We start from the raw sequence: 24907 nt of genomic DNA, 5'->3' as shown, positions 1-24907 counted from the left end.
TTTTACGTCCATAGCAGTCCAAAGAAATCCCGCTTAAGCCGGGGGAATCTGGGGGCATAAACGGGGTCACATGCCCCAAACGAAAAAACTGATGCCCTCAGGAAATTACAAAGGAATGCCCCCATGCCCCTGACAAAGGCGGGGCTGCCACTCATGCCATTACCGAATTGAGTCATGTTACTCATCGGAGCCGTGCCGGCCATGCTGCCCCCGATGCTAGCACTCCCAACACGGCCTTGCCGCTGGTGCTTGTTGCCAGCAGGGCCGGCGCTCCTCACTCTCGCCTGCGGCCTGTGGATAAGAGCGGCTAGCACAGCACCTGATGCTGCGTTGTACCCCCTTGCCGTACTCATGTACCGCCTGTGCCGGCGCGCCTTGCCTCGGCCGTAAAACGGTTTTTTGTTAGCCGCGATAAGTCAGGCCGTAGCGCCCCTGCGGCAATCTGTCGCATTCCGCCTCTTTTAATAGCTTTCTACAATGGCGCGTCTGCTGATCCTGCCTCCGGCAGCCCTTCGGCAACGCCGCCTCTGCCTGTGTGAATGCGCGGCGGCACAACAACAAGGCCGGTTCAAGACAGTTAACAAACCCCTGATGCGGCGTTGCGGCTCCTTGCCCTACTCCAGTGTGGCCTGTGCAGGCACGCCCTGCCGCAGCCGTGAAACCGGTTTTGTTAGCCGCTCTTGTGAGCCGCCCCTCCATTCCGTGTCCACTTGGGAAACACCATGCTATTCAGTCCGAAAACCGCCGCCTTTGCCGTGGCTTGCGCGCTTGCGCAGCACGTTTGGGCCGACACCAGCGCCAACGATGTGCAGATCATGCCGGAAGTCACCGTGAAGGCGGACAAGCCTGCCGGCGAAGCGGCCGGCGCGCAGCGAACCGGCCCGGCCCTTGCGCCGCAGAAGGCGCGCAGCAGCGATAGCGCCAGCCTGCTGGACGATATTCCCGGCCTGAGCCGCAAGGCGGCCGGCGGGGTGTCCAGCCTGCCGGTGTTGCGCGGTTTTGCGGACGACCGCCTGCAAGCGCAGGTGGACGGCATGGCCTTGCTGTCTTCCTGCCCCAATCACATGAATTCGCCGCTGTCGTATGTGGATGCCAGCAAGGTGGAAAGCGTGAAGGTGTACAACGGCGCAGCGCCGGTGAGCGCCGGCGGCGACAATATCGGCGGCGCCATTGTCGCCAAGAGCGCGCCGCCCAAGTTTGCCGAAGCCGGCCAGACGCTGACCACCGGCGAAGCGGGCGCGTTTTACCGCAGCAACGGCGAGGCCAGCGGGGCCAATCTGTCCGCCACCACCGCCAACGATCATCTGAGCTTGCGCTATAGCGGCTCCACCTCGCGTTCGGACAACTACGAAGCGGCGCAGGCTTTCAAGAAAGGCGGCAAGGCCGCCAGCGACAAAGCTTGGCTAGATGGCGATGTGGTGGGTTCTTCCGCCTACAAGACAGAAAACCATGAGCTGGCGCTGGCCTGGCGCGACGGGATTCATCTGCTGGAAGGCAGCGTTGGCATCCAGCGCGTGCCTTACGAGGGCTTTGCCAATCAGCGCATGGACATGACGGACAACCACAGCAACCAGTTCAACCTGCACTATCTGGGGCAGTACGGCTGGGGCGATCTGGATGCCCGCGTCTACAACCAGTACGTGCGCCACAGCATGCAGTTTGGAGACGACAAGCAATACGCTTACGGCAGCTATGGCGGCATGCCGATGGAAAGCCAAAGCCGCACCATTGGCGGCAATGTGGCGGCTGACATCGACCTGGCTCCGCGCCATCGCCTGAAGCTGGGCGCGGAATTCCAGCAATACCGCCTGAACGACTGGTGGCCACCAGCAGGCGCGGGCATGGGCATGATGAGCCCGAATACCTTCTGGAACATCAACGATGGCAAGCGCGATCGCGTGGATGTGTTTGCCGAATGGCAGGCGGACTGGACGCCGCAATGGCGCAGCATTCTGGGCGCGCGCGCCAGCCAGGTGACAAGCAACGCCGGCAACGTGGCGGGCTACAACAGCATGGCTTCCTACGCCAACGACGCCGCCGCCTTCAATGCGCTGGATCACAAAAAAACCGACCACAATATCGACCTGAGCGCGCTAGCGCGCTACTCCCCTTCGGCCAACCAGCAGTACGAACTGGCCTATGCGCAAAAAACGCGCTCGCCCAATCTGTATGAGCGCTACACCTGGTCCAGCATGGGCATGGCGGCGGTGATGAACAACTTTGTCGGCGACGGCAATGGCTATTTCGGCGATGTGAACCTGAAGCCGGAAACCGCCCACACCGTCAGCGCCACCGCCGGCTGGCACAGCGCCGATCAGGACAGCTGGAATCTGACGCTGTCGCCCTACTACAGCTATGTGGAAAACTATATCGACGCCAAGCGCTGCGGCACCAGTTTGTGCGGCGGCGCAGCCAACCTCACCGCCACCAACAAGTTCGTCAACCTGCAATATGTGAACCAGCGCGCCCAGTTGTACGGCGTGGAGATCAGCGGCAAGGCCAGGCTGGCCGCCAGCAACTGGGGCCGGTTGGACCTGTCCGGCCAGATCAGCTACAGCCGCGGCGAGAATCTGGACACCGGCGACAACCTCTATAACATCATGCCGCTGAACGCCAAGCTGGCGCTGACGCATACGCTGGGCGCGTGGAGCAATACCGCCGAATGGATTGCCGTGAGCGCCAAAACCGATGTGTCGCAAACGCGCAATGAAATCCAGACGCCCGGCTACAGCCTGCTGAACCTGCGCACGCGCTACGGCTGGAAGCAGCTGACGGTGGATTTCGGCATCGACAACCTGTTCAACCACTACTATGTGCAACCGCTGGGCGGCGCTTACATCGGCCAGGGCATAACCATGAGCAAGAACGGCGTGGCCTGGGGCGTGGGCGTGCCGGGGCCGGCGCGTTCGCTCTACACCGCGCTGAACTACAAGTTCTGAGCCTGAGTTAATAATTGCCCCCTCTCGCGCTTTGATCAGAATGCGAGAGGGGGCCTTCTTTAAATTGACAGGGCAAGCGCGGAGAGATTGGCCATAAGAGCAGCTAACAAAAATCCGTATCACGGCGGAGGCAAGGCGCACCAACGCCGGCAGTACTTGAGTACGGCAAGGAGACGCAACGCAGCATGAGGCTTTGCCTTAGCCGCGCCAAACCGGAAGGCTGCGCCATCTCACCCAATCACTTTGTCAGTAACCTTAGCGCCAGCGCTTGCTGGCGCTTTTTTGCGCATGTGCGCTACTGGCGCGGGCTTGGTAGTCTTCCCGATGTCTTTGGCTGTCTGTATGCGTACACTGTTTTTTTGCCCACCGGAGCGCCGCCCCATGACCACCCTCAGCCATCCGCAACAAGCCGTCGGCCCGGCATTTTCGCTGGCCAGCATGCAATACGCCCGCGACAAAACCATGGAGGCGGTACAGCGCATCGCCGCGCTGATGCGGCCGGGCATGACCAAGCTGCAGGCCAAGGAGGCGGCGCGCCAAGAGTTGGAAGCCATGGGCATGGAGCGCATCTGGCACGGCAGCATCATCCGCTTTGGCGCCTCCACCCTGAAAACCTTCAGCGAGAAGATAGACCCCGAGCACACGCTGCAAGCCGACGATATTTTCTTTGTGGATTTGGGTGTGGTGTGGAACGGCCATGAAGGCGACGCCGGTGACAGCTTTGTGCTGGGCGACGACCCGGCCAAGCAGGCCTGCGCCGCCGCCGCGCGTCAGCTGTGGCAGGAGGTGGCGGCCGCCTGGCGCAGCAAAGGCCTGAGCGGCGAGGCGCTGTACCGGTTTGCCGAACAGCGCGCCGGCGAGCTGGGCTGGCGTTTGAATCTGGACATCAAGGGGCATCGCGTGTCGGATTTTCCGCACGCCATTTACAAGGCCGGCAGCCTGGGCGACTTCGCCGCCTGCCCGGACACTGGGCTCTGGATTCTGGAAATCCAGATTGTGGAGCCGCAAGGGCGCTACGGCGCTTTTTATGAAGACCTGCTGATTCGAGAGGACGCCGCACAATGAGCGCCGACAGCCAACACCACTATCTGTTTTCTTACGGCACGCTTCAGCTGGAGCAGGTGCAACTGGCGTTGTTTGGCCGCAAACTGGAAACCCTGCCCGACCAGTTGCCGGGCTTCCGGCTGGACATGCTGGCCATTACCAACCCGGAGGTGATACGCACCAGTGGCCAGACCCATCACCCCATCATCACCCCCACCGGGCAGGACAGCGATGTGGTGAGCGGCAGCGCCCTGCGGGTGAGCGAGGCGGATTTGGCCGCCGCCGACCGCTACGAAGTGGCGGACTACCAGCGCCGGCTGGCGCGGCTGGCTTCCGGCCGCGACGCCTGGGTGTACGTGGACAGCAAGGCGCCAGCCTGAGGCGGGAAAACTTTCTGCCGTGATGCGCGGCTCAGGCCAGCTCCACCGGGCTGAGCGACTGGCGCACGGTCTGCTCGTCCAGCGCCGCCGAGCACAGCTCAATGAAATGGTAGGCGTAGCTGCGCAGATAGTGGCCGCGACGAATGGCGATGCGGGTGGTCTGGTGGCCGAACAGCGGCTCGCCTTCCACCACTTTCACGCGCCGGTCGCGCTCGGGGTTGTAAGCCATCGAGGCGATGATGCCCACGCCCAGCTCCAGCTCGACATAAGTTTTGATCACGTCGGCGTCCAGCGCGGACATCACGATGTCCGGCGAGAGGCCGGCTTCGGCAAACGTGCGGTCGATACGGGTGCGGCCGGTAAAGCCCTGGTGATAGGTCACCAGCGGGTAGTCGGCCAGCGCCTCCAGCGTCAGCGGCTGCTGGTGCAGGGGGTGCTCCGGCGGGGCGATGATGCTGTGATGCCAGCTGTAATAGGGGAAGGACACCAGCTCGGTTTCGTCGGCCACCGCCTCGGTGGCGATGCCGATGTCCGCCTCGCCTTCCAGCAGCAGCCGCACCAGCTCTTCCGGGCTGGCCTGATGCAGCACCAGATGCACTTTGGGAAAGGCTTTCTTGAAGGCGGTCACCACTTGCGGCAGCGCGTAGCGAGCCTGGGTGTGGGTAGTGGCGATGGTGAGCTGGCCTTCATCCTTCAGGCTGAACTGCTCGGCCAGCCGCTTGATGTTGCCGGCGTCCAGCAGCATGCGCTCAACGATGGTGAGCAGCTCCTTGCCGGGGTCGGTCAAGCCGAGAAAGCGCTTGCCCTTGCGCACAAACAGCTCCACGCCCAGCTCGTCTTCCAGGTCCTTGATGTGCTTGCTGACGCCGGATTGCGAAGTAAACAGCGCATTGGCCACTTCGGTGAGGTTGAAGTTTTGCCGCACCGTTTCCCGGATGATTCTCAGTTGCTGAAAGTTCATGCCGCACCCGCTTTCTCGTTTTGGGCAAACAGGCGCACGCTGCGCGGTTGCAGGCGCACCGGCTGGCCGGTTTGCAGTTGCGCCGCCAGCGGGTGGCTGGCAGGCAATTCCACATCAAAATGCTGGCCGCCCAGGCCGTCGCGGCCTTCCAGTTCCACCCGGGTCAGCGCGCCCAGCGTCAGCACGCGGCTAATGCGGGCGGGCAGGCCTTCGCCTTCGGCCAAGGGGATGATGTCCAGCTCGTGCGGGCGGACAAACGCCACCACCTCGCCCTGCGGGCCGCCGCTGGCTGGCAGCGTGGCCGCGCCGATGGCGATGCCGCCCGCGCCGTTGCTGCCTTCGAAGCGGTTGGCCGAACCCAGGAAACCATACACAAACGGCGTGGCCGGGTGGCGGTACACCTCGTCCGGGCTGCCTACTTGTTCGATGCGGCCGTGATTCATCAATACTACGCGGTCCGCCACTTCCAGCGCTTCTTCCTGATCATGCGTCACAAAGATGGAGGTGATGTGCAGCTCGTCGTGCAGGCGGCGCAACCAGCGGCGCAATTCCTTGCGCACCTTGGCGTCCAGCGCGCCGAAGGGCTCGTCCAGCAGCAACACGCGCGGCTCCACCGCCAGCGCGCGGGCCAGGGCGATGCGCTGGCGCTGGCCGCCGGACAGCTGCGCCGGATAGCGGTCCGCCAGCCAGTCCAGTTGCACCAGTTGCAGCAGTTCGTGCACGCGGCGGCGAATTTCTTCGGCCGACGGGCGCAGCTTGCGCGGCTTCATGCGCAGGCCGAAGGCCACGTTGTCGAACACCGTCATGTGGCGGAACAGCGCATAGTGCTGAAACACGAAGCCCACCTGACGCTCGCGCACATGGGTATCGGAGGCGTCTTCGCCTTCCAGCAGCACCTGGCCGCTGTCGGCCTGCTCCAGCCCGGCGATAACGCGCAGCAGCGTGGTTTTGCCGCAGCCGGACGGCCCCAGCAGAGCCACCAGTTCGCCGGAGGGGAAATCCTGCGTCAGATTGTCCAGCGCCACAAAATCGCCGAAACGCTTGTTGATGTCGCGTACCTGAATGCTCATGTCAGTGCTCCTCGCCGGCCTGACGGCCTTGGCGCCATTCCACCCAGCTCTTGACCACCAGCGTCACCAGGGCCAGCAAGGCCAACAGGGACGCCACGGCAAAGGCGGCGGTGAAGTTGTATTCGTTGTAAAGAATCTCTATATGCAGCGGCAGCGTGTTGGTTTCGCCGCGAATGTGGCCGGACACCACCGACACCGCGCCGAATTCGCCCATGGCGCGGGCGTTGCTGAGAATCACGCCGTACAGCAGCGCCCAGCGCACATTGGGCAGCGTCACATGCCAGAACACCTGCCAGCCGCGCGCGCCCAGCACCACCGCCGCCTCCTCCTCTTCACGGCCTTGCGCCTGCAACAGCGGAATCAGTTCGCGGGCGACAAAGGGCACGGTGACGAATACTGTGGCCAAGACAATGCCCGGCACGGCGAAGATGATTTTCACGCCGTGCGCTATCAACCAGGGGCCCACCCAGCCGTGGCTGCTGAATACCAGCACGTAGATCAGGCCGGCCACCACCGGCGATACGGAAAACGGCAGATCAATCAGCGTGATCAGCAGCTGCTTGCCGCGAAAATCAAAGCGCGTCACCGCCCAGGCGGCGCACACGCCAAACACCAGATTCAGCGGCACGCTGATGAGGGCGGCCAGCAAGGTAAGCTTCACCGCGGACAAGGCGTCCGGCTCCAGCAGCGCGTCGGCATACACCCGCCAGCCCTTGGCCAGCGCCTCACTAAACACCACAAACAGCGGCAGCAGCAGGAAGACAAAGAAAAAACCCAGCGCCACGGTAAGGATCAAGGCCTTCACCCACGCAGGCTCGCGCGTGGCTTGCTTGCTTTCCAGCAAGGCGGCGCGATCGTGGCTCAAGGCCAGCGCGGAAACATGACCCGCCATTACGCCCTCCTTTCATTGCGACGACCCTGACGGGCTTGCAGCAGGTTGATCGCCAGCAGCAGCAGGAATGACATCACCAGCATCACACTGGCGATGGCGGTGGCGCCGGCGTAGTCGAATTGTTCCAGTTTGCTGATGATCATCAGTGGCGTGATTTCCGACACCATGGGAATGTTGCCGGCAATGAAGATCACCGAACCGTATTCGCCCACCGCGCGGGCGAAAGCCAGCGCAAAACCAGTCATCAATGCCGGTTGCAGCACCGGACGAATCACGTGGTTGAAGGTTTGCCAGCGGTGCGCGCCCAGACTGGTGGCGGCTTCTTCCAGTTCGATTTCCAGATCTTCCAGCACCGGTTGCACCGTGCGCACCACAAAAGGCAGGCCGATGAACACCAGCGCCACCAGCACGCCCAACGGGCCGAACGCCACCTTGATACCCAGCGGTTCCAGATAGCGGCCCAGCCAGCCATTACCGGCGTAAAGCGCGGTAAGCGCAATGCCCGCTACCGCGGTAGGCAGGGCGAAAGGCAGGTCTACCAGCGCGTCCACAATCTTCTTGCCTGGAAAGCGGTAGCGCACCAACGTCCAGGCCAGCAGCAAGCCGAAGAAGGTATTGATGGCAGCGGCCAGCAGGGCCATGCCAAAGCTCAACTTGTAAGAGGCCAGCACGCGCGGCGCGGTAACGGCGCGAATGAAGTCGTCCAGCGACAGGCTGAACGAGCGGAAAAACACGGCCGAGAGCGGGATCAGCACCACCAGCGACAAATAACTGAGGGTAACGCCCAGCGTCAGGCCAAAGCCGGGCAGTACCCGGCTGCGGGAGGCGGTCTGGCTCATCGCGCGGCTCCCTGTAGGTGGGAAGGCAGCATGGCGGATTCCTGTTTGTATATAACTGCCAACAGCATATTTGCCGCAGCCTTATGCGAAAAATAATATTTATTCCGTTGCTTATTCTTTTTTAGGGAATAGAAATCCGGCTTTTTGCTTAGCACTGAATGGCATAAAACCGGCTGCTGATAGTTTCTGCATTCACAAGACGGCCGAGCGGCGCGCTTGAAGGGCGGACAGGCAACAGGCAGGCGTAACACCCCGCCAGAACCGATATGATTTACCCGCCACGCAACTTGTAACGATCCCTTGGCTGTCGCTTATTCCCGGCGCGCGACGAAGGGATAGGGGCGAGTCGGCATTGTCAGGGTACGCCGGAAATCGCCTTTCTTCGGCAAGCCGTTGCCAGACGGATGTAGTCATTCCGATGAGTTACCTTACTCTTCGGCCAACCTCGCCAAGCAGCCGCCCAGCCAAACAAAAAAGGCAGGCCCCAAGGCCTGCCCCCTTTCTGCGTCAACCCGGCAACACTCAGTGCGGCTGAATCTGGTCGAACACGCCGCCATCGGCAAAGTGAGTCTTCTGGGCGCGGGTCCAGCCGCCAAACACCTGATCCACGGTAAACAACTTCACCTTGCTGAAGCGGTCGGCATTCTTGGCCGCCACCTTGGCGTCGCGCGGACGGTAGTAATACTTGGCGGCCAGCGCTTGCGCTTCCGGGGTGTACAGGTATTTCAGATAAGCCTCGGCCTGTTTGCGAGTGCCCTTCTTGTCCACCACCTTGTCCACCACGCTTACCGGCGGCTCGGCCAGGATGGACACGGACGGGGTGACGATCTCAAACTTGTCGGCGCCAAATTCCTGCAGCGACAGATAAGCCTCGTTTTCCCAGGCCAGCAAGACATCGCCGATGCCGCGCTGGGTGAAGGTGACAGTGGAGCCACGCGCACCGGAATCCAGCACCTTGACGTGCTGATACACGGTCTTCACGAATTCACGGGCCTTGGCTTCATTGCCGCCCGGTTGCTTCAGGGCATAACCCCAGGCCGCCAGATAGTTCCAGCGCGCGCCGCCCGAGGTTTTCGGGTTGGGGGTCACCACCTCCACGCCCGGCTTGATCAGGTCTTTCCAGTCCTTGATGGCCTTGGGGTTTCCCTTGCGCACCAGGAACACAATGGTGGAGGTGTAGGGCGAGGCGTTGTTGGGCAGGCGGGTTTGCCAATTAGGCGGAATCAACTTGGCCTCGGTATTGAGCGCGTCCACGTCATACCCCAGCGCCAGGGTCACTACGTCGGCGTCCAGACCATCGATCACGGCGCGAGCCTGCTTGCCGCTGCCGCCATGCGATTGCTTGATGGTGACGGTTTCGCCGGTTTTGGCTTTCCAGTATTTGGCGAACAGCCCGTTGTACTCCTGGTAGAACTCGCGGGTGGGGTCGTAGGAGACATTGAGCAGCGCAACGTCGGCCAGGGCGTGGCCGGCGGTGGCCAACAGCAGCGCGGCGGTCACGGAGACGCGGGTGAGCAGTTTCATGGAAGGCTTTCCTCGGTGGGTGTTGTCATCACGGATGAGAGCAATCTACCGAGGCCCGCCAGACTGGCGAACCAAGAAAAAATGCGCTGCTTATCAAGGTTTTTGATATGCAGCGCAAGTGGTTTTGCACGATGCGACGGCGACCGGGGCTTACAACTCTCCCGCCATGCCGGCTTCTGCCTGCGCCAGCAGGCCGCCCCAGGCGTCGGCCAGCACTTGCCCGGCGGTGCCGTTTTCCGGCAGCAACACCAGCCGGCTGCCCAGCGCGGCGGCCAGCGCCGCCGTGTCAGCCACGCGCGGGCCGCCCCAGGCATGGGCGTGGGCCAGCACCAGACTGGGATAAGGCAAGAGGCGCGCTTGCGCGGCCTCGCCTTCGGGCAACCACAGCAAGGCACCGAGGCAGGCGTGCTCGTCGGCGCGCAAACGCCGCAGGGCTTGTGGGCCGATGCCGCCGGCCGCCAGCAGAAGGCAATCGCTGCGCGGGGCCGCCAGCCACTCGCCAAAATCGGCCGCCGAAGCCAGCACGGTGGCGCCTTCGGCCAACATGGGGTGATCCAGCGCGGCAAGCAGCGGTTCGGCGGCGCCAAAGCGCAGTATCACGCGGCGGATGCGGGAGGCGGCGCGAGACGGCATGGCGCGAACCCTGCCGGCCGCCTTAGCGCGGCCGGTCGCCCAGAATGGTGGCGCGGTGCATCACTCGGTGCGCCGGACGGTAGTCGTCCACGGCGTAATGCTGGGTGATGCGATTGTCCCAAAAGGCCACATCGCCCAGCTTCCAGCGCCAACGCACGCTGAATTCCGGCTTGGCAAAGTGGGCAAAGAGGAATTTCAACAGGGCATCGCTCTCGGCTTCGGGCAGCTCATTGATATGGCTGGTGAAGCCGTCGTTGACGAACAAGGTCTTTTCGCCGGTCACCGGATGGGTGCGCACCACCGGATGCGATACCGGCGGGGACGCGCGGCGCACCTTTTCATAATGCTCTTCGGCCTCCTCCGTTTTGGCATAGCGCGAGCGCGGGAAGGAGCGCGTGAAATCGTGGGTAGCGGTCAATCCCTCCAGCAACTGTTGCAGCTGCGGCGACAAGGCGCGCCAGGCGGCGCTGCCGCTGGCCCACAGCGTGTCGCCGCCATAGGGCGGCAGCTCGCGCGCGGCCAGCACCGAGCCCAGCGGCGGCGTTTCGATGAAAGTGACGTCGGTGTGCCAAATGGCGTTGTCGCGCAAGTCGTTCTTGTCGGTATCCAGTACCAGCACCTGCGGCACTTCCGGGATGTTGGGGAAAATGGGATGGATGTGCAAATCGCCAAACCAGGCGGCAAAATCGCGATGCTGGCGCGGCGTAAGGTGCTGCTCGCGGAAGAACAGCACTTGATGATCCAGCAGGGCCTGCGTCAGCTCGCGGTGGCCTTGCTCGGTCAGCGGCTGCGACAGGTCGATGCCCTCCACGACCGCGCCCAGCGCCGGCGACAATCTTTCCAGTTTCAGACTCATGTTCTTACCTCAATATCAATGGGCTTTGCCGTGCCAGGGCGTCAGACGGCGTTGCAGGGCGCGCAGGGCCAGTTCCATGGCGAAAGCCACCAGCGCAATGACGATGATGCCGGCCAATACCACATCGGTAGCCAGGAACTGGGCAGCGGACTGGATCATGAAACCCAAGCCCCGCGTGGCGGCCACCAGTTCGGCCGCCACCAGCGTGGACCAGCCGGCCCCAAGACCGATGCGGATGCCGGTCAGGATGTCCGGCAAGGCCCCAGGTAGAATCACATGCCACAGCAATTGCCGGCGGCTGGCACCCAGCGTCAGTGCCACCTGCTGTCGCAAGGGGCTGACGCTGGCCACGCCGTGCACGGTGGCCAACAGTACCGGGGCCAGAATGGCCAGCAGGATCAACAGCACCTTGCTGCCCTCGCCAATGCCGCACCAGATGACGATCAACGGCAGGTAGGCCAAGGGCGGCAAGGGGCGGTAAAACTCGATCAGCGGGTCCAGCAGGTGACGGGCCAGCGGGTACACGCCGATGATCACGCCCAGCGGCACGCCGATAACCACCGCAGCCGCCAGCGCGAGCGCCATGCGTTGCAGGCTGGCCAGCAAGTGCTGCTGCAGCGTGGCATCCATATAACCGCTGGTGGTGAGGGTAAGCAGCTTGCGCGCCACGTCTTGCGGCGGCGGCAGAAACAAGGCCGGCACCCAGCCGGCCGCGCCCACCAGCCACCACAAGGCCACCACGCTGGCGACGCTGATCAGCGCCCAGTGCGCCGGCTTGAGCGTCACGCTTGGCAGGCTGCGGCGGCGCGGTTTGTCTGCCGGCAGCTCGTCGCCGTCCCAGGTTTGCTCTTGCACGCTCATGCGACAGCCTCCTCTTGCCGGGCCCGCACCAGCTGCGCCAGCAGGGTTTCGCGCAGCTCGATGAACTCAGGGTCGGATTTGATGGCCCGTACCGGCTCGCCGGCCAGATGACGTTGGCCGAAGACGGGACGGATGCGCTCGATGATGCGGCCCGGCCCCGGCGACAGCACGATCAATTCCGTCGCGAGAAACAGCGCCTCTTCGATGTCGTGCGTGATCAGAAACACGCCGCGCTCGGACTGCCGCCACACTTGCAGCAGCAACTGCTGCATCTGCTCGCGGGTAAAGGCGTCCAGCGCACCGAAAGGTTCGTCCATCAGCAGCACTTGCGAACGGCTGGCCAGCGCGCGGGCAATGCCCACCCGCTGGCGCATGCCGCCGGACAGCTCCCACACCTGGCGCTGCCCGGCGTCGGCCAGCCCTACCAGTTGCAGGTTTTCCGCCACCAGCCGCTCGCGCGCCGCGCGCGGCACACCCTGCAACTTGAGGCCGAAGGCCACGTTGTCGGCCACATTGAGCCAGGGCAGCAGACCATCGTTCTGGAACACTACCGCCCGCTCCACGCCCGGCGCTTTCACCGGCTGGCCGCCAAACAGCACGTCGCCGGCGGTAGGCTTGATGAAACCAGCCAGCACGCCCAGAAGGGTGCTCTTGCCGCAACCGGACGGCCCCAGCGCCACCAGCAGGTCCTGCTTGCCCAGCGTCAGCGACACCTGATGCAGGGCAGGCATGGCCTGCCCCGGATAGCGCACGCTAAGACGGTCTACTTGCAACAGGCTCATGCTCCGCTCCTCAGTTGATGGCCGCGTTGACGAAGCGGTTGGTCACATAGGGGGTGTAATCCGCCTGCAGCGACTCCACTTTGCCTTGCGACTTCAGGAACACCGCGGTATCGGTCACGGCCTTGACGAAGGGCTTTTGCAGGATGCGGCTTTGCTCGGCCAGGGTCGGATAGGTTTCACCGCTGATGAGGTCTTTCACCTCTTCCGGCTTGGCGCCGGTCAGGCGGGCGATTTTTTCCACATTGGCGGCGTTGGCGATAAAGGCTTTCGGGTCCTTGTTGTACTGGGCGTACACATCGCCGGTCACCTTGACGAACTTCTTCAGGAAATCAGGATGGGATTCGGCGAAATCCTTGCGCACAATCCACAGGTCGTAGGTGGGCGCGCCCCACTTGCCCACTTCGGCCGAGGTGGTCAGCACCTTGCCATTGGCCTTGATCTTGCCCAGCGCCGGCTCCCAGACGTAGGCGGCGTCAATGTCGCCGCGCTGCCAGGCCGCCGCGATCTCGCTGGGGCGCAGATTGATCACGTTCACCTTGTTGGCGTCCACCTTCCAGTGCTTGAGCGCGGCCAACAGGCTGTAGTGCGTAGTGGACACATAAGGCACGGCCACTTTCTTGCCTACCAGATCGGCCGGCTTGCTGATGCCCGCGCCGTTGCGCACCACCAGCGCCTCGGCCTCGCCGATGACGCCGGTCACCAGGAAGGTCTGGATGGGCAACCCGCGACTGGCGGCGGCGGCCAGCGGGCTGGAGCCAATATTACCGATGGGCACATCGCCCGACGCCACGGCGGCGATCACTTCCGCGCCGCTTTCAAACTTGCGCCAGTTGATGGCGGCGCCGGTGGTTTTTTCGTACACGCCGTCGGCTTGCGCCACTTTGGACGGGTCCACGCCGGTCTGATAGGCGATGGTGACGGTTTCAGCAGCTTGCACCGACCAGGCGGCAAGGGAAAGGGCGACGGCGGCGGCGAACTTCACGGTTTTCTGCATGGCGAGCTCCAATTGGCTTGTGGTTTGATGCCAATCTAGAGCCCGCCCTCTGGCTTGAAAAACAAGAAAAACAGCTTTGCTTATCAAGCGGCGGCAGGATTGCTTATCACGCCCGGCAAGTGCGCAACCCGCCTCCCCGACTCGTTGGAATCGGAGACGCAACCGGCCTGCACGCATATTCCCAACGCTGATTTGCTATGCAAAATAAATTGGATTGGCGCGTTGCGGCCAGGCGATATAGTGGCTCGCATCCACTTTCCGGATGTCCGGCATGAAACGATTCAAACCCTCGCGCCACTGTCCACCCGGCTTTCCGGCAGACCTGCTGATAGAAGGCAGGCAAATGCTGGCAAGCCTGCCTTTTCCGGTGGAGCTGTCCTGGAACGACAATGAAGTATTCGGCCACTTTGACGGCTGGTGGCTCACCACGGAGTTTCATCCCGTGGCCGACGCCGGCGCGCCGGACACCCCGCCTCGCGTGGCCGCGCGCCTGAAAGTGCACGGCCAGTTCGGCCAGACCTTGTCCGCCAACTGGCTGTTCGCCATGAATTTCAACGAGCACAAGGCCATCTCGCTGCTCAAGTTGATCCGCGTACTGCATCTGATCAATCATCTGGGCCGCAATGGCCCCGACGGCGGGCTGCGCATCGATGTGGACCCGCGTCTGTGCCGCTCGCTCAGCACCCATCTGATCGACTTCACCGCCGAACTGCTAGGCAGGCTGGACCTTGCACCGCCACTGGTGCAGTTCCTGCTGTACAGCGACGACGAAACCCGCGATGTGGAACCAGAACTGGTGGCGCGCTATCGCGCCGGCGGCCATCAAGTGGGGCTGGGGCAGTTTGGCAACCACCCCGACGACCTGCTGCGCGTGTGGCGGCTGGAGCCGGACTTCATCACGCTCTCCCCCCGCCACCTGCACCGCGCCACCACTTATCCACACTGGCGCAAGCCTTTGCTGCAACTGCTGCCGGCGCTGGTGGAGCAGGGCTATGCCCTGGGCGTAGAGGAAATCAGCTGCGGCAAGGTGCTGGAGTTGGCGCAAAGCATGCAGGCGCGCTATCTGTCCGGGCCCTGGATCACCCGGCTGTTGCAGGAAACGCCGCCCGCCCCCACCGCCAGCGCGCGGCAGCCGGCCATCCTGACACAGGCGCAAGCCTGAATAGCCTGCAATGCTATGCAGTTTTTCTTGTTTCACAGCCCACGAGGGGCCGGCCTAAGATGGCTTCGTTGTCAGGCCTCCCGGCCTGGCAGCGGGGCAAGATGGTCTTGGCTGACTGTCTGAATATCCTGCTTCTGTCTCTGTAGTGTTTCTCCCAAATGATTCGGGCCGGACAATGTCCGGCCCTTTTTTTGCTGCCACTTCATCCACCTCGGTCAACGCCAACGCGCGCAATTAGCCTCCTGCATCGCATTTTTTGCCGCGTTGTAACAGGCAAAGTAGGCTTGCTCGCGATTGGCGCGCATCTGGGCCATCGCCTGCATCTGCTTCTCCTGAAAATTCTGCATGGCCTGATTCCGCTCGCGGAATGCTTCGGCTACCGAATCCCGCTGGCTCTGCTGCTCGAACTGGGACTGTAATTGCGCCAACCGCTGGCCATCGAGATGCCCCTGTGTCGGGTTGCTTTGTGCCACCTGTGTTGATGGCGCCTCAGCGGGCGCGGCTGCCGGCGCAGAGGCCGGCTTGCTGTCCGCAACGACAGCATTCCGGGCTGTATTGCCGGCGCGCTCCGCATACAGATAAACGCCACAGCCGGCCAGCACGGCCAACAGCATCCCCATCCGCCACAGACGGCCGCTGCCTTCTCCCGGCGCGTCGACATACTGGATCACCGCCGATGCGCCCTCTGTGGCTGAGGGCGCTTGCGCATGACGCGCATCATAGCCGGCGCGCTCCCGCTCGTTGCCCAGCACCTCGTAGGCCCACTGGACCAGTTTCATTTCATTGATCGATTCAGCATCAGTCAGCGGCTCGAGCTTGGCGCACCGGATGCGGTAAGCCGCCGTGATCATGTCCCCGTCCGCATCACGGCTGACGTGGAGAATCTGATAAAGGTCCCGCTTGCGTTCCATGCGGCCTCAGATATGACAATATCAAATCAAATGCTATTGAAGTTGACCGATGAAATCAAACAAGCGTGGCGAGCATGACTTGCGCTCCTTGTCTTGCCAGTAAAAAGCCCCGCCGAGCGGGGCTTTTTACTGGAGCTCGAGGTGCTCAAGCCTGCTGGTCGGCGCTGTCGCCGGCGTCCGCAGTGGGCTCGTCCTTCTTTTCCAGCATCTCTTCCAGCGCGCCCGCGCCCTTGAAGCCGGCAATGGCCGCCGCGCCCTTGGCGAGGAGACCTGCATCCGGATCCACCTTTTCCAGCGCTTCCACGGCGGCAACGGCACCAGCGATTTCACCCACGGTATCAAGAATACCCATACAGAACTCCTATAAAGTGCATCAATCGAACGCTTATTATTGCCCTGTTGTGTGACGACGGAAAGACACATCGGCAAAAGCGCGGGCGCGCTGCCCGGCCTTGAGGCGAAAACGACACAGTCATGCCACCGCACCCTCTCGCCCCCGGAGAGGCGGCAAATGTTAATGTGTCTTGCGCCGCGCGCGCCGCCCCGCCGCATGGCCTATCATCCGGCCATTGCCCCGGAGAAACCCCATGCGCTTCGCCATCACGCTGACCGACCGTTTCAAGCCTGTGCTGGATGCCTGCCTTGCGGCAGGCTGGGAGCCCGTCAAACTGTTCAGCGTGCCGCTGGAAGGCCAATTGCACGGTAACCGGCAGATAGTGGCTGACGCCGCCCGGCTGGGTCTGCCGCTGCAGCTCTCTCCCATTCAGCCGCGTGATTTGCAACAGCTGGCGGAAGACGGCTGCGAAGCCCTGCTGGCCGCCAGTTACAACTGGCGCATTCCGGACTGGCGACCCCATCTGCGCTACGGCGTCAACTTCCACCCTTCGCCGTTGCCGGTTGGCCGCGGGCCTTATCCCTTGCCGCGCGCCATTCTCGAGGGCCGTACCCAATGGGCCACCTGTTGTCACGCGCTGGACCCGGATTTCGACAGCGGCGCGGTGCTGGCGCGCGAAGACTATGCGCTGGATGTGGCGGAAACGCTGGAAACGCTGGAGTGGAAAAACCGTTTGGCGCTGGGTCGGCTAAGCCGCCGTCTGACCGCCGATCTGCCACGACTATGGCGCGATGCCGTTCCGCAGGACGAGACGCAGGCCAGCTACTGGCCGCGCTGGAGCGAAGCCGAGCGCACTTTGCCGCTGGCCGGCACGCTGGACGAGGTGAGTCTGCGCCTGCGCGCCTTCGGCGAACTCAATTGTCTGGCCCGGGTAAACCAGGTGGACATCATCGTGCACCGCGCGCAGGGATGGCGCGAAAGCCATGGCTTTGCGCCGGGTTCGCTGGTGCAGGCCATCGACCTGGAAATGCTGGTGGCGCTGCGGGACGGCTTTCTGGTGATCAGCGAATGGAGCCTGCAAGCGCCGGGCGCCCGCGACGGACGCCGGCCCTTCCAGTTCTGACCCTCCGTCTTACCACTGGCCGCCAATGGCCGAAATCAGCGACACGCTGGCCACATATTGGCGGTTCTTCAGGGTCCACAAGGCATTCTCCGCGCTGATGCGGCTGTTTTGCGCGGTCAACAGGTTCAGATACCCCACCGTGCCTGCCCGGTACTGATTGGCGGTGATGGTTTCCGCGCGGCGCGCGGCTTCCAGCGCCGCTTGCTGGTGGCCAGCCTCTTCGGCCAACAGGCCTTGCGCCGACAGATTGTCTTCCACCGACTGGAAGGCCGACAACACGGTCTGGCGATAGCTGGCGACGCTGGCGTCGTAGGCGGCGATGGCCTGCGCGGTCTGCGCGCGCCGCAGGCCGGCATCAAACAGGCTGAGCGCCAGCTGCGGCCCCACCGACCAGATGCGATTGGGCAGGCTGACCCAGTCGGCAAAACTGCTGCTCTTGTAACCGCCGCTGGCCCCCAGCGTCAGCGTGGGGAAATACGCAGCCTTGGCGATGCCGATCTGGGCATTGGCTTGCGCCACCGCGCGTTCGGCGGCGGCGATGTCAGGCCGGCGCTCCAGCAGGGTGGAGGGCAGGCCGGGCGGGATCTGCGGCAGACGCGGCAAACCGCTTGCCTGCGGCAGGCTGAAGCTGGACGGGTTCTCGCCCAGCGCCGCCGCCACCGCATGCTCAAGCTGGGCGCGGGTGAGTTGCTTGTCCACCACGGCCGCCTGTGCGGTTTTCCACTGGCTTTCCGCTTGCGCCACGCTGGCGTCGGACACGATGCCGGCGTTGAACTGATTGCGGGTGATGTCCAGCGAGGCCTTGAGCAGGGACTCGCTTTCGCGCAGCTGACGCAGCTGTTCGTCCGCCGTCACCAGTTGCAGGTAGGCGGTGGCCAGTTGCGCCTGCGCGCTCAGACGCGCAGCGGCCAGTTGCGCGGCGCTGGCCGACTGCTTGGCCTGCCCGGCTTCCACCGCGCGGCGCACGCTGCCCCACAAGTCCACTTCCCAACTGGCGGCCAGCGAGAGGTTGTACTGGTTCTCCACGGCGCCGCCGGCGCTGCTGACGCCGCGCGATTTGGCGGCGTTCAGCCCCAGCGAGGGCCAGAGGCTGGCCTCGGCCTGATCCAGCAAGGCTTGCGCCTGTCGATACTGCGCCTCGGCCTGCGCGATGCTGGGACTTTGCCGATTGAGGGTATCCATCAAGCCGTCCAGGCGGGCATCATGGTACACCTGCCACCAGGGGCCGCGCGGGTGCTCGTCTTGCGGCTGTGCGCCCTTCCAGCGCCCGTCTTCCTTGAAGGCGGCCGGCATGTCCAGCGCGGGTTTGACGTAGTCGGGGCCAATGGCGCAGCCAGTCAGGCTCAGGGCCAACAAAGCCGCCAGCAGGGCGGGCCGGAACAGGGTGTCTTGCATGGTGCTCATTCCTCGCCTCCTGCGACGGGTTCCAGATGATGGCTGCTGCGCCATTTCAGGCACCACAAGCGGAAGCGGTCCAGATAGAGATAAACGACAGGAGTGGTGTACAGGGTCAGCAACTGGCTCAGCACCAGCCCGCCGACAATGGAAATGCCCAGCGGCGTGCGCAGCTCCGCGCCGTCGCCATGCCCCAGCGCCAGCGGCAGCGCGCCGAACAGCGCGGCCATGGTGGTCATCATGATGGGGCGGAAGCGCAGCAGGCAGGCTTGCAGGATGGCGTCGTGTGGGCTCAGGCCCTGCTCGCGTTCCGCGCTGAGCGCGAAGTCGATCATCATGATGGCGTTTTTCTTCACGATGCCGATCAGCAGCAAGACGCCAATGAGGGCGATGATGTTGAACTCCCCACCGGTGCCCATCAGCGCCAGCAAGGCGCCTACGCCGGCGGACGGCAGGGTGGAAAGGATGGTGACCGGATGCACCACGCTTTCGTACAGCATGCCCAGTACGATATAGACCGCGATGATGGCCACCAGGATCAGCATGGGCTGGCTGTTGAGCGAATCCTGGAAAGACTTGGCCGTGCCCTGGAAGCTGCCGTGGATGCTGGCGGGCAGGCCGATGCCGGCCAGCGCCTGATCAATGGCGACGGTGGCGTCTGACAACGAGACGCCCGGCGGCAGATTGAAAGACACGGTAGCGGCGGCAAACTGTCCCTGGTGGTTGACCGACAAGGAGGTATTGGTGGGTTTCCAGCTGGCAAAGGCCGACAGGGGCACCGGCTGCCCGTTGCTGGTTTGCAGATAGATATTGTGCAGCGCGTCCGGGCTTTGCCAGAACTCCGGCGCCACCTCCATCACCACATGGTACTGGTTGAGCGGGTTGTAGATGGTGGATACCTGACGTTGGCCGAAGGCATCGTTGAGCACGGAGTCGGCCTGCGCCGGCGTCAGCCCCAGCCGCGCCATGGCGTCGCGGTTGAACTCCAGTGTGGTTTGCAGGCCTTTCACTTCCTGGTCGGTATTGACGTCGGCCAGCATGGGCAGCTTCATCAGCGCCTGTTGCACCTTGGGCGTCCAACGGCGCAGCTCCTCCAGATCATCTCCCTGCAGGGTGTACTGGTATTGCGCGTTGCTGGCGCGGCCGCCGATGCGGATATCCTGCACCGGCTGCAGGAAAAGTTGGGCGCCGGGCTCGCGCGCCAGCGTCTTGCGCAGCCGGGCAATCACCTGATCCGCGCTGTCCTTGCGCTCGGACAAGGGCTTGAGCGCCACAAACATATTGGCCATGTTGCGCTGGCCACCGCCGGTGAAGCCGATGGCTACATCCACCGCCGGGTCCTTGCCCACCACATCGATGAAACGTTGCAACTTCTGCTGCATGGCCTGGAAGGAGATGCTCTGGTCGGCGCGGATCATCCCCGTCAGCCGGCCGGTGTCCTGCTGCGGAAAGAAGCCCTTGGGCACCACGGTGTACAAATAAACGTTGAGGCCGATAGTGGCCGCCAGCACCAACATCATCAGCGGGCCGTGGCGCAAGGACCAGGCCAGCGTGCGGCGATAGGCGGCCAGCATGGCGTCGAAAAAGCGTTCACTGAGGGCAAACAGGCGCGACGGCGGGCGCTCGGCATGCGGCTTGAGCCAGCGGGCGCACAACATCGGCGTGGTGGTGAGCGATACCAGCAAGGACACCAGAATCGCCACCGACAAGGTGACGGCGAACTCGCGGAACAAGCGGCCGATAATGCCGCCCATCATCAGGATGGGAATGAACACCGCAATCAGCGAAATGCTCATCGACAGCACGGTAAACCCCACCTCGCGCGCGCCGCGCAGCGCCGCCTGGAAGGGTTTCATGCCGTTTTCGATGTGGCGGGAGATGTTTTCCAGCACCACGATGGTGTCGTCCACCACGAAGCCGGTGGCGATGGTCAGCGCCATCAGACTGAGGTTGTTGAGCGAAAAGCCGCACAGATACATCACGGCGAAGGTGCCCACCAGCGACACCGGCACCGTGATGGCCGGAATGGCGGTGGCGCGGCCGTTGCGCAGGAACAGGAACACCACCAGGATCACCAGCGCCACCGAAATGGTCAGCGAGCGCTCTACCTCGGACAGGGAGGCGCGAATGGTGGGGGTGCGATCCATCACCACATTCATGTCGATGGCGCCGGGAATGGAGGCCTTCAGCTGCGGCAGCAGCGCCTTCACCCGGTCCACTGTTTCAATGATGTTGGCGCCCGGCTGACGGAACACGATGATCATCACCGCCGGTTTCTTGCCCGCCAGGCCGGCATTGCGCAAATCCGCCACCGAGTCTTTCACCTCGGCCACATCGCCCAGCCGCACCGCCGCGCCATTCTTGTAGCTGACGATCAGCGGCAGATAGTCTGCCGCCTTGCCGGCCTGGTCGTTGGCCTGTACCTGCCAGTGGCGCTGGTCATCCTCGACAAAACCCTTGGGCCGGTTGGCGTTGGTGCTGGTAATGGCGGCGCGCACGGTTTCCAGCCCCACGCCGTAGTGGTTGAGCTGCATCGGGTTGAGCTCTACCCGCACCGCAGGTTGCGCCCCGCCGCCGATGTTGACGTCGCCCACGCCGGGCACCTGCGCCAGCTTCTGACCAAGGATGGTGTCGGCGGCATCGTACATCTGCCCGCGACTGAGCGTGTCCGAGGTCAGCGCGATGATCATGATGGGCGCGTCGGCCGGATTCACCTTGCGATAAGTGGGATTGGACGGCATGCCGGTGGGCAGCATGGAGCGGGCGGCGTTGATGGCCGCCTGCACATCGCGCGCGGCGCCGTTGATGTCGCGGTTAAGATCAAACTGCAGGGTGACGCGGGAGGAACCCTGCGAGCTGGACGAGGTGATTTCGCTCACCCCGGCAATACGGCCCAGCGCGCGCTCCAGCGGCGTAGCCACCGTGGCGGCCATGGTTTCCGGGCTGGCGCCGGGCAGCTTGGCGGACACCGAGATGGTGGGAAAATCCACCTGCGGCAAGGGCGATACCGGCAGCAGCTTGAACGCCAGAATACCGGCCAGCAGGATGGCCAGCGTCAGCAGCGTGGTGGCGACAGGCCGGCGGATGAAGGGTTCGGAGGGAATCATGCCTCCACCTCCTCCGCGTCATTGCCCGCGGGGCGACGGAAGCGCTGGGCCAGGCGGTCGAAGGCCAGATAAATCACCGGCGTGGTAAACAGCGTCAGCACCTGGCTCACCAGCAGGCCGCCCACCATGGTCACGCCCAGCGGCGAACGCAACTCGGACCCCATGCCGCCGCCCAGCATCAGCGGCAAGGCGCCCAGCAGCGCCGCCATGGTGGTCATCAGGATGGGGCGGAAACGCAGCAGGCAGGCCTGGTAAATGGCCTCGCGCGGCGACATGCCCTGCTCCCGCTCCGCCTCCAGTGCGAAGTCGATCATCATGATGGCGTTTTTCTTCACGATGCCGATCAGCAGAATGATGCCGATGATGGCGATGATGCTCAGGTCGTAGCCCGACACCAGCAAGGCCAGCAGCGCGCCGATGCCGGCCGAAGGCAGGGTGGACAGGATCGTCACCGGATGGATATAGCTTTCGTACAGCACGCCCAGCACGATGTACATGGTGACGATGGCGGCCAAAATCAGCCACAGCGTATTGCTGAGCGAGGCCTGGAAGGCCAGCGCAGCGCCCTGGAACCGCGTGTCTATGCTGGCCGGCATGCCCAGCTCGGTTTCTGCAGCGCGAATGGCGTCCACCGCATCGCCCAGCGACGCGCCCTTGGCCAGATTAAAGGACACCGTGGTGCTGGGGAACTGGCCCAGATGGTTCACCGCCAGCGCGGTCGGCCGCTCCTCGATGCTGGCCAGCGTATCCAGCGGCACCGGGCCGCCGGCGACGGTAGCCACATAGATGCCCTTGAGCGACAGTGGGCCGCGCTGGTGGTCCGGCGACACCTCCAGCACCACGCGGTACTGGTTGGTCTGGGTAAAGATGGTGGAAATCAGACGTTGGCCGAAGGCGTCGTACAGCGCGTTGTCCACCGCTGCGGTGGTAACGCCCAGCCGGGCCGCCGTATCGCGGTTGATGTTGACGTAAGCCTGCAGGCCTTTGTCTTGCAAGTCGCTGGCCACATCGGCCAGATGCGGAATCTTCTGCAAGCGGGCCACCAGCTTCGGCACCCACAGCGACAGGTCGTCCGCGCTGCCGGCCTGCAAGGTGAACTGGTATTGCGTGCGGCTGACGCTGGTATCGATGGTGAGATCCTGCACCGGCTGCAGGTACAAGGACATCCCCGGCATGTCGGCCGCGCTGTCCTGCAAGCGGGCGATCACGGTGCGCACGTCGTCGCGCTGGTTCTTGGGTTTGAGGTTGATCTGCATGCGGCCGTTATTGAGTGAGGCGTTGTTGCCGTCCACGCCGATGAAGGACGACACGCTTTCCACCGCCGGGTCTTTCAGCACGCGGCCGGCCAGCTCCTCCTGCATGCGCGACATGGCGGAAAACGACACCGACTGCTGCGCCTCGCTGATGGCCTGGATAGCCCCGGTGTCCTGCAGGGGGAAAAAGCCCTTGGGCACCATGACATACAGCACCACGGTCAGCGCCAGCGTCCCCACCGCCACCAGCAAGGTCAGCTTCTGCCGTTCCAGCACCCAGGACAGCAAACGGCCGTAGCGGGCAATCACGTCGTCAAAAAAACGGCCGCTGGCATGATAGAACCAGCCCTGTTTTTCTTCCGGCACATGCTTGAGCAGCCGCGCGCACATCATCGGCGTCAGTGTCAGCGATACAAAAGCGGAAATCAGGATGGACACCGCCAGCGTGATGGCGAACTCGCGGAACAGCCTGCCCACCACATCGCCCATGAACAGCAGCGGGATCAGCACCGCGATCAGTGAAAAAGTGAGCGAGATGATAGTGAAGCCGATCTGCGCCGAACCCTTCAGCGCCGCCGCCATCGGCTTTTCGCCCTCCTCGATGTAGCGGGCGATGTTTTCGATCATCACGATGGCGTCGTCCACCACAAAGCCGGTAGCGATGGTCAGCGCCATCAGGGTGAGGTTGTTGATGGAAAAGCCTGTGAGGTACATCACGCCGAAAGTGCCCACCAGCGACAGCGGCACCGCCACGGCCGGGATGAGGGTGGCCGGCACATTGCGCAAGAAGACGAAGATCACCATCACCACCAGCCCGATGGCCAGCAGCAATTCAAACTCCACATCCTCCACTGACGCGCGAATGGTCACGGTACGGTCGCTCAACAGCTTCACGTCCACCGCGCCGGGCAAGGTGGCCTGCAGCTGCGGCAACAGCGCCTTGATGCGATCGGTCACCTGAATGACGTTGGCGCCGGGCTGGCGCTGCACGTTCAGCACGATGGACGGCGTACTGCCGTTCCAGGCCGCCAGGCGCGTGTTTTCCGCGCCGTCCACTACTTGCGCCACATCGCCCAGCCGCACCGGCGCGCCGTTCTGGTACGCGATGATGACGCGCTTGTACTCTTCGGCCGACTTCAGCTGATCGTTGGCGTCGATGGTGGAAGCCTGCTTGGGCCCGTCAAAACTGCCCTTGGCCTGATTGACGTTGGCGTTGCCGATGGCCGTGCGGATGTCCGCCAGCGTCAGACCGCGCGCCGCCAGCGCCTGCGGATTGCTCTGAATGCGCACCGCCGGCCGCTGGCCGCCGCTGATGCTCACCAGACCCACGCCCGGCACTTGCGACAGTTTCTGCGCCAGTCGGGTGTCCACCAGATCCTCCAGCTTGGTCAGCGGCAGCGTCGGCGAACTGACGGCAATGGTGATGATCGGCGTGTCTGCCGGGTTCACCTTGTTGTAGACGGGCGGATTGGGCAAATCGGAAGGCAGCAGGTTGCCGGCGGCGTTGATGGCGGCCTGCACCTCCTGCTCCGCCACGTCCAGCGTCAAATCGAGGCTGAACTGCAAAGTAATCACCGAAGCGCCGCCCGAGCTGGTGGACGACATCTGGGTGAGGCCCGGCATCTGGCCGAACTGCCGCTCGAGAGGCGCGGTGATGGACGAAGTAATGACGTCCGGGCTGGCGCCCGGATACTGCGTCACTACCTGGATGGTGGGGTAGTCCACCTCCGGCAGCGCCGATACCGGCAGCAGTTTCCAGGCCACCAGGCCGGCCAGCAGAATGGCCAGCATCAGCAAAGTGGTGGCCACCGGCCGCAGGATGAACGGACGTGAAGGATTCATCAGCC

Annotated in this window: 20 protein-coding genes; 5 read left to right on the top strand and 15 right to left on the bottom strand. The window is 63.6% G+C overall.

Features of this window, described 5'->3' with window-relative positions; translation table 11 throughout:
- The first annotated feature begins 722 nt into the window (after nt 1-722).
- From Q0P52_RS10825 to Q0P52_RS10815, 3 genes are all read left to right on the top strand, one after another.
- Nucleotides 723-2939 (top strand): TonB-dependent receptor, encoded by a 2217-nt coding sequence (locus Q0P52_RS10825; RefSeq protein ID WP_293761776.1) that lies wholly within the window; start codon nt 723-725, stop codon nt 2937-2939.
- A gap of 381 nt (nt 2940-3320) precedes the next feature.
- Nucleotides 3321-4004: a M24 family metallopeptidase gene (locus Q0P52_RS10820; protein WP_293761774.1), complete on the top strand. Its 684-nt coding sequence runs from the start codon at nt 3321-3323 to the stop codon at nt 4002-4004.
- Nucleotides 4001-4363, top strand: coding sequence for a gamma-glutamylcyclotransferase family protein (locus tag Q0P52_RS10815; RefSeq protein WP_293761772.1), 363 nt, complete (start codon nt 4001-4003; stop codon nt 4361-4363). Before Q0P52_RS10820 ends, Q0P52_RS10815 begins: the two co-directional genes overlap by 4 nt.
- Nucleotides 4364-4394: 31 nt before the next feature.
- Here Q0P52_RS10815 and Q0P52_RS10810 read toward each other — a convergent pair whose 3' ends face one another.
- The 10 genes from Q0P52_RS10810 to tauA all read right to left on the bottom strand — a co-directional run bounded on the left by Q0P52_RS10810 (nt 4395) and on the right by tauA (nt 13775).
- Complete coding sequence (locus Q0P52_RS10810) at nt 4395-5324, bottom strand: CysB family HTH-type transcriptional regulator (protein ID WP_293761770.1); 930 nt, start codon at nt 5322-5324, stop codon at nt 4395-4397.
- Nucleotides 5321-6394, bottom strand: coding sequence for a sulfate ABC transporter ATP-binding protein (locus Q0P52_RS10805; RefSeq protein ID WP_293761769.1), 1074 nt, complete (start codon nt 6392-6394; stop codon nt 5321-5323). Before Q0P52_RS10805 ends, Q0P52_RS10810 begins: the two co-directional genes overlap by 4 nt.
- Before the next feature lies 1 nt (nt 6395).
- Nucleotides 6396-7286: a sulfate ABC transporter permease subunit CysW gene (gene cysW, locus Q0P52_RS10800; RefSeq protein ID WP_293761767.1), complete on the bottom strand. Its 891-nt coding sequence runs from the start codon at nt 7284-7286 to the stop codon at nt 6396-6398.
- Nucleotides 7286-8125, bottom strand: coding sequence for a sulfate ABC transporter permease subunit CysT (gene cysT / locus Q0P52_RS10795; protein ID WP_293761765.1), 840 nt, complete (start codon nt 8123-8125; stop codon nt 7286-7288). Before cysT ends, cysW begins: the two co-directional genes overlap by 1 nt.
- A 522-nt stretch (nt 8126-8647) precedes the next feature.
- On the bottom strand, nt 8648-9649 hold the full coding sequence (locus Q0P52_RS10790; protein ID WP_293761763.1) for a sulfate ABC transporter substrate-binding protein: 1002 nt from the start codon (nt 9647-9649) through the stop codon (nt 8648-8650).
- A 150-nt stretch (nt 9650-9799) separates the two neighbouring features.
- A complete protein-coding gene (locus tag Q0P52_RS10785; protein WP_293761761.1) occupies nt 9800-10282 on the bottom strand; it encodes a hypothetical protein in 483 nt (160 codons plus the stop codon).
- A gap of 22 nt (nt 10283-10304) precedes the next feature.
- Nucleotides 10305-11138 (bottom strand): taurine dioxygenase, encoded by an 834-nt coding sequence (gene tauD / locus Q0P52_RS10780; protein ID WP_293761759.1) that lies wholly within the window; start codon nt 11136-11138, stop codon nt 10305-10307.
- Between the two features lie 15 nt (nt 11139-11153).
- On the bottom strand, nt 11154-11999 hold the full coding sequence (gene tauC, locus Q0P52_RS10775; RefSeq protein ID WP_293761757.1) for a taurine ABC transporter permease TauC: 846 nt from the start codon (nt 11997-11999) through the stop codon (nt 11154-11156).
- Nucleotides 11996-12781 (bottom strand): taurine ABC transporter ATP-binding subunit, encoded by a 786-nt coding sequence (tauB, locus tag Q0P52_RS10770; RefSeq protein ID WP_366062212.1) that lies wholly within the window; start codon nt 12779-12781, stop codon nt 11996-11998. The genes tauC and tauB overlap by 4 nt, the downstream gene beginning before the upstream one ends.
- Nucleotides 12782-12791: 10 nt before the next feature.
- On the bottom strand, nt 12792-13775 hold the full coding sequence (gene tauA, locus Q0P52_RS10765; RefSeq protein ID WP_293761755.1) for a taurine ABC transporter substrate-binding protein: 984 nt from the start codon (nt 13773-13775) through the stop codon (nt 12792-12794).
- A gap of 271 nt (nt 13776-14046) precedes the next feature.
- On the opposite strand from tauA, the gene Q0P52_RS10760 reads away from it, so the two are divergent.
- Nucleotides 14047-14937 carry an EAL domain-containing protein gene (locus Q0P52_RS10760; protein WP_293761753.1) on the top strand — a complete coding sequence of 297 codons (891 nt, stop codon included), beginning with the start codon at nt 14047-14049 and terminating at the stop codon, nt 14935-14937.
- 215 nt (nt 14938-15152) lie between these two features.
- Here the strand turns inward: Q0P52_RS10760 and Q0P52_RS10755 are convergent, their stop codons facing one another.
- Nucleotides 15153-15848, bottom strand: coding sequence for a DnaJ domain-containing protein (locus Q0P52_RS10755; RefSeq protein ID WP_293761751.1), 696 nt, complete (start codon nt 15846-15848; stop codon nt 15153-15155).
- Between the two features lie 145 nt (nt 15849-15993).
- Nucleotides 15994-16200, bottom strand: a complete 207-nt coding sequence (locus Q0P52_RS10750) for a hypothetical protein (RefSeq protein WP_293761749.1) — start codon at nt 16198-16200, stop codon at nt 15994-15996.
- A 235-nt stretch (nt 16201-16435) separates the two neighbouring features.
- Between Q0P52_RS10750 and Q0P52_RS10745 the strand changes: the two genes are divergently transcribed.
- Nucleotides 16436-17305: a formyltransferase family protein gene (locus tag Q0P52_RS10745; protein WP_293761748.1), complete on the top strand. Its 870-nt coding sequence runs from the start codon at nt 16436-16438 to the stop codon at nt 17303-17305.
- 9 nt (nt 17306-17314) lie between these two features.
- Here the strand turns inward: Q0P52_RS10745 and Q0P52_RS10740 are convergent, their stop codons facing one another.
- From Q0P52_RS10740 to Q0P52_RS10730, 3 genes are read right to left on the bottom strand one after another with little or no spacing between them, the layout of a single operon-like run.
- Nucleotides 17315-18709 carry an efflux transporter outer membrane subunit gene (locus Q0P52_RS10740; protein ID WP_293761746.1) on the bottom strand — a complete coding sequence of 465 codons (1395 nt, stop codon included), beginning with the start codon at nt 18707-18709 and terminating at the stop codon, nt 17315-17317.
- The gene (locus tag Q0P52_RS10735) at nt 18706-21807 is read right to left on the bottom strand and encodes a multidrug efflux RND transporter permease subunit (RefSeq protein ID WP_293761744.1); all 3102 of its coding nucleotides are present in this window, start codon (nt 21805-21807) and stop codon (nt 18706-18708) included. Before Q0P52_RS10735 ends, Q0P52_RS10740 begins: the two co-directional genes overlap by 4 nt.
- Nucleotides 21804-24902, bottom strand: coding sequence for an MdtB/MuxB family multidrug efflux RND transporter permease subunit (locus Q0P52_RS10730; RefSeq protein ID WP_293761742.1), 3099 nt, complete (start codon nt 24900-24902; stop codon nt 21804-21806). Before Q0P52_RS10730 ends, Q0P52_RS10735 begins: the two co-directional genes overlap by 4 nt.
- Between the last annotated feature and the right edge of the window lie 5 nt (nt 24903-24907).

The organism is uncultured Aquitalea sp., from assembly GCF_945957525.1.
Classification (GTDB): Bacteria; Pseudomonadota; Gammaproteobacteria; order Burkholderiales; family Chromobacteriaceae; genus Aquitalea.
Note: the sequence above shows the minus strand (reverse complement) of the source record. Positions and strands in the feature narration are given on the sequence as shown.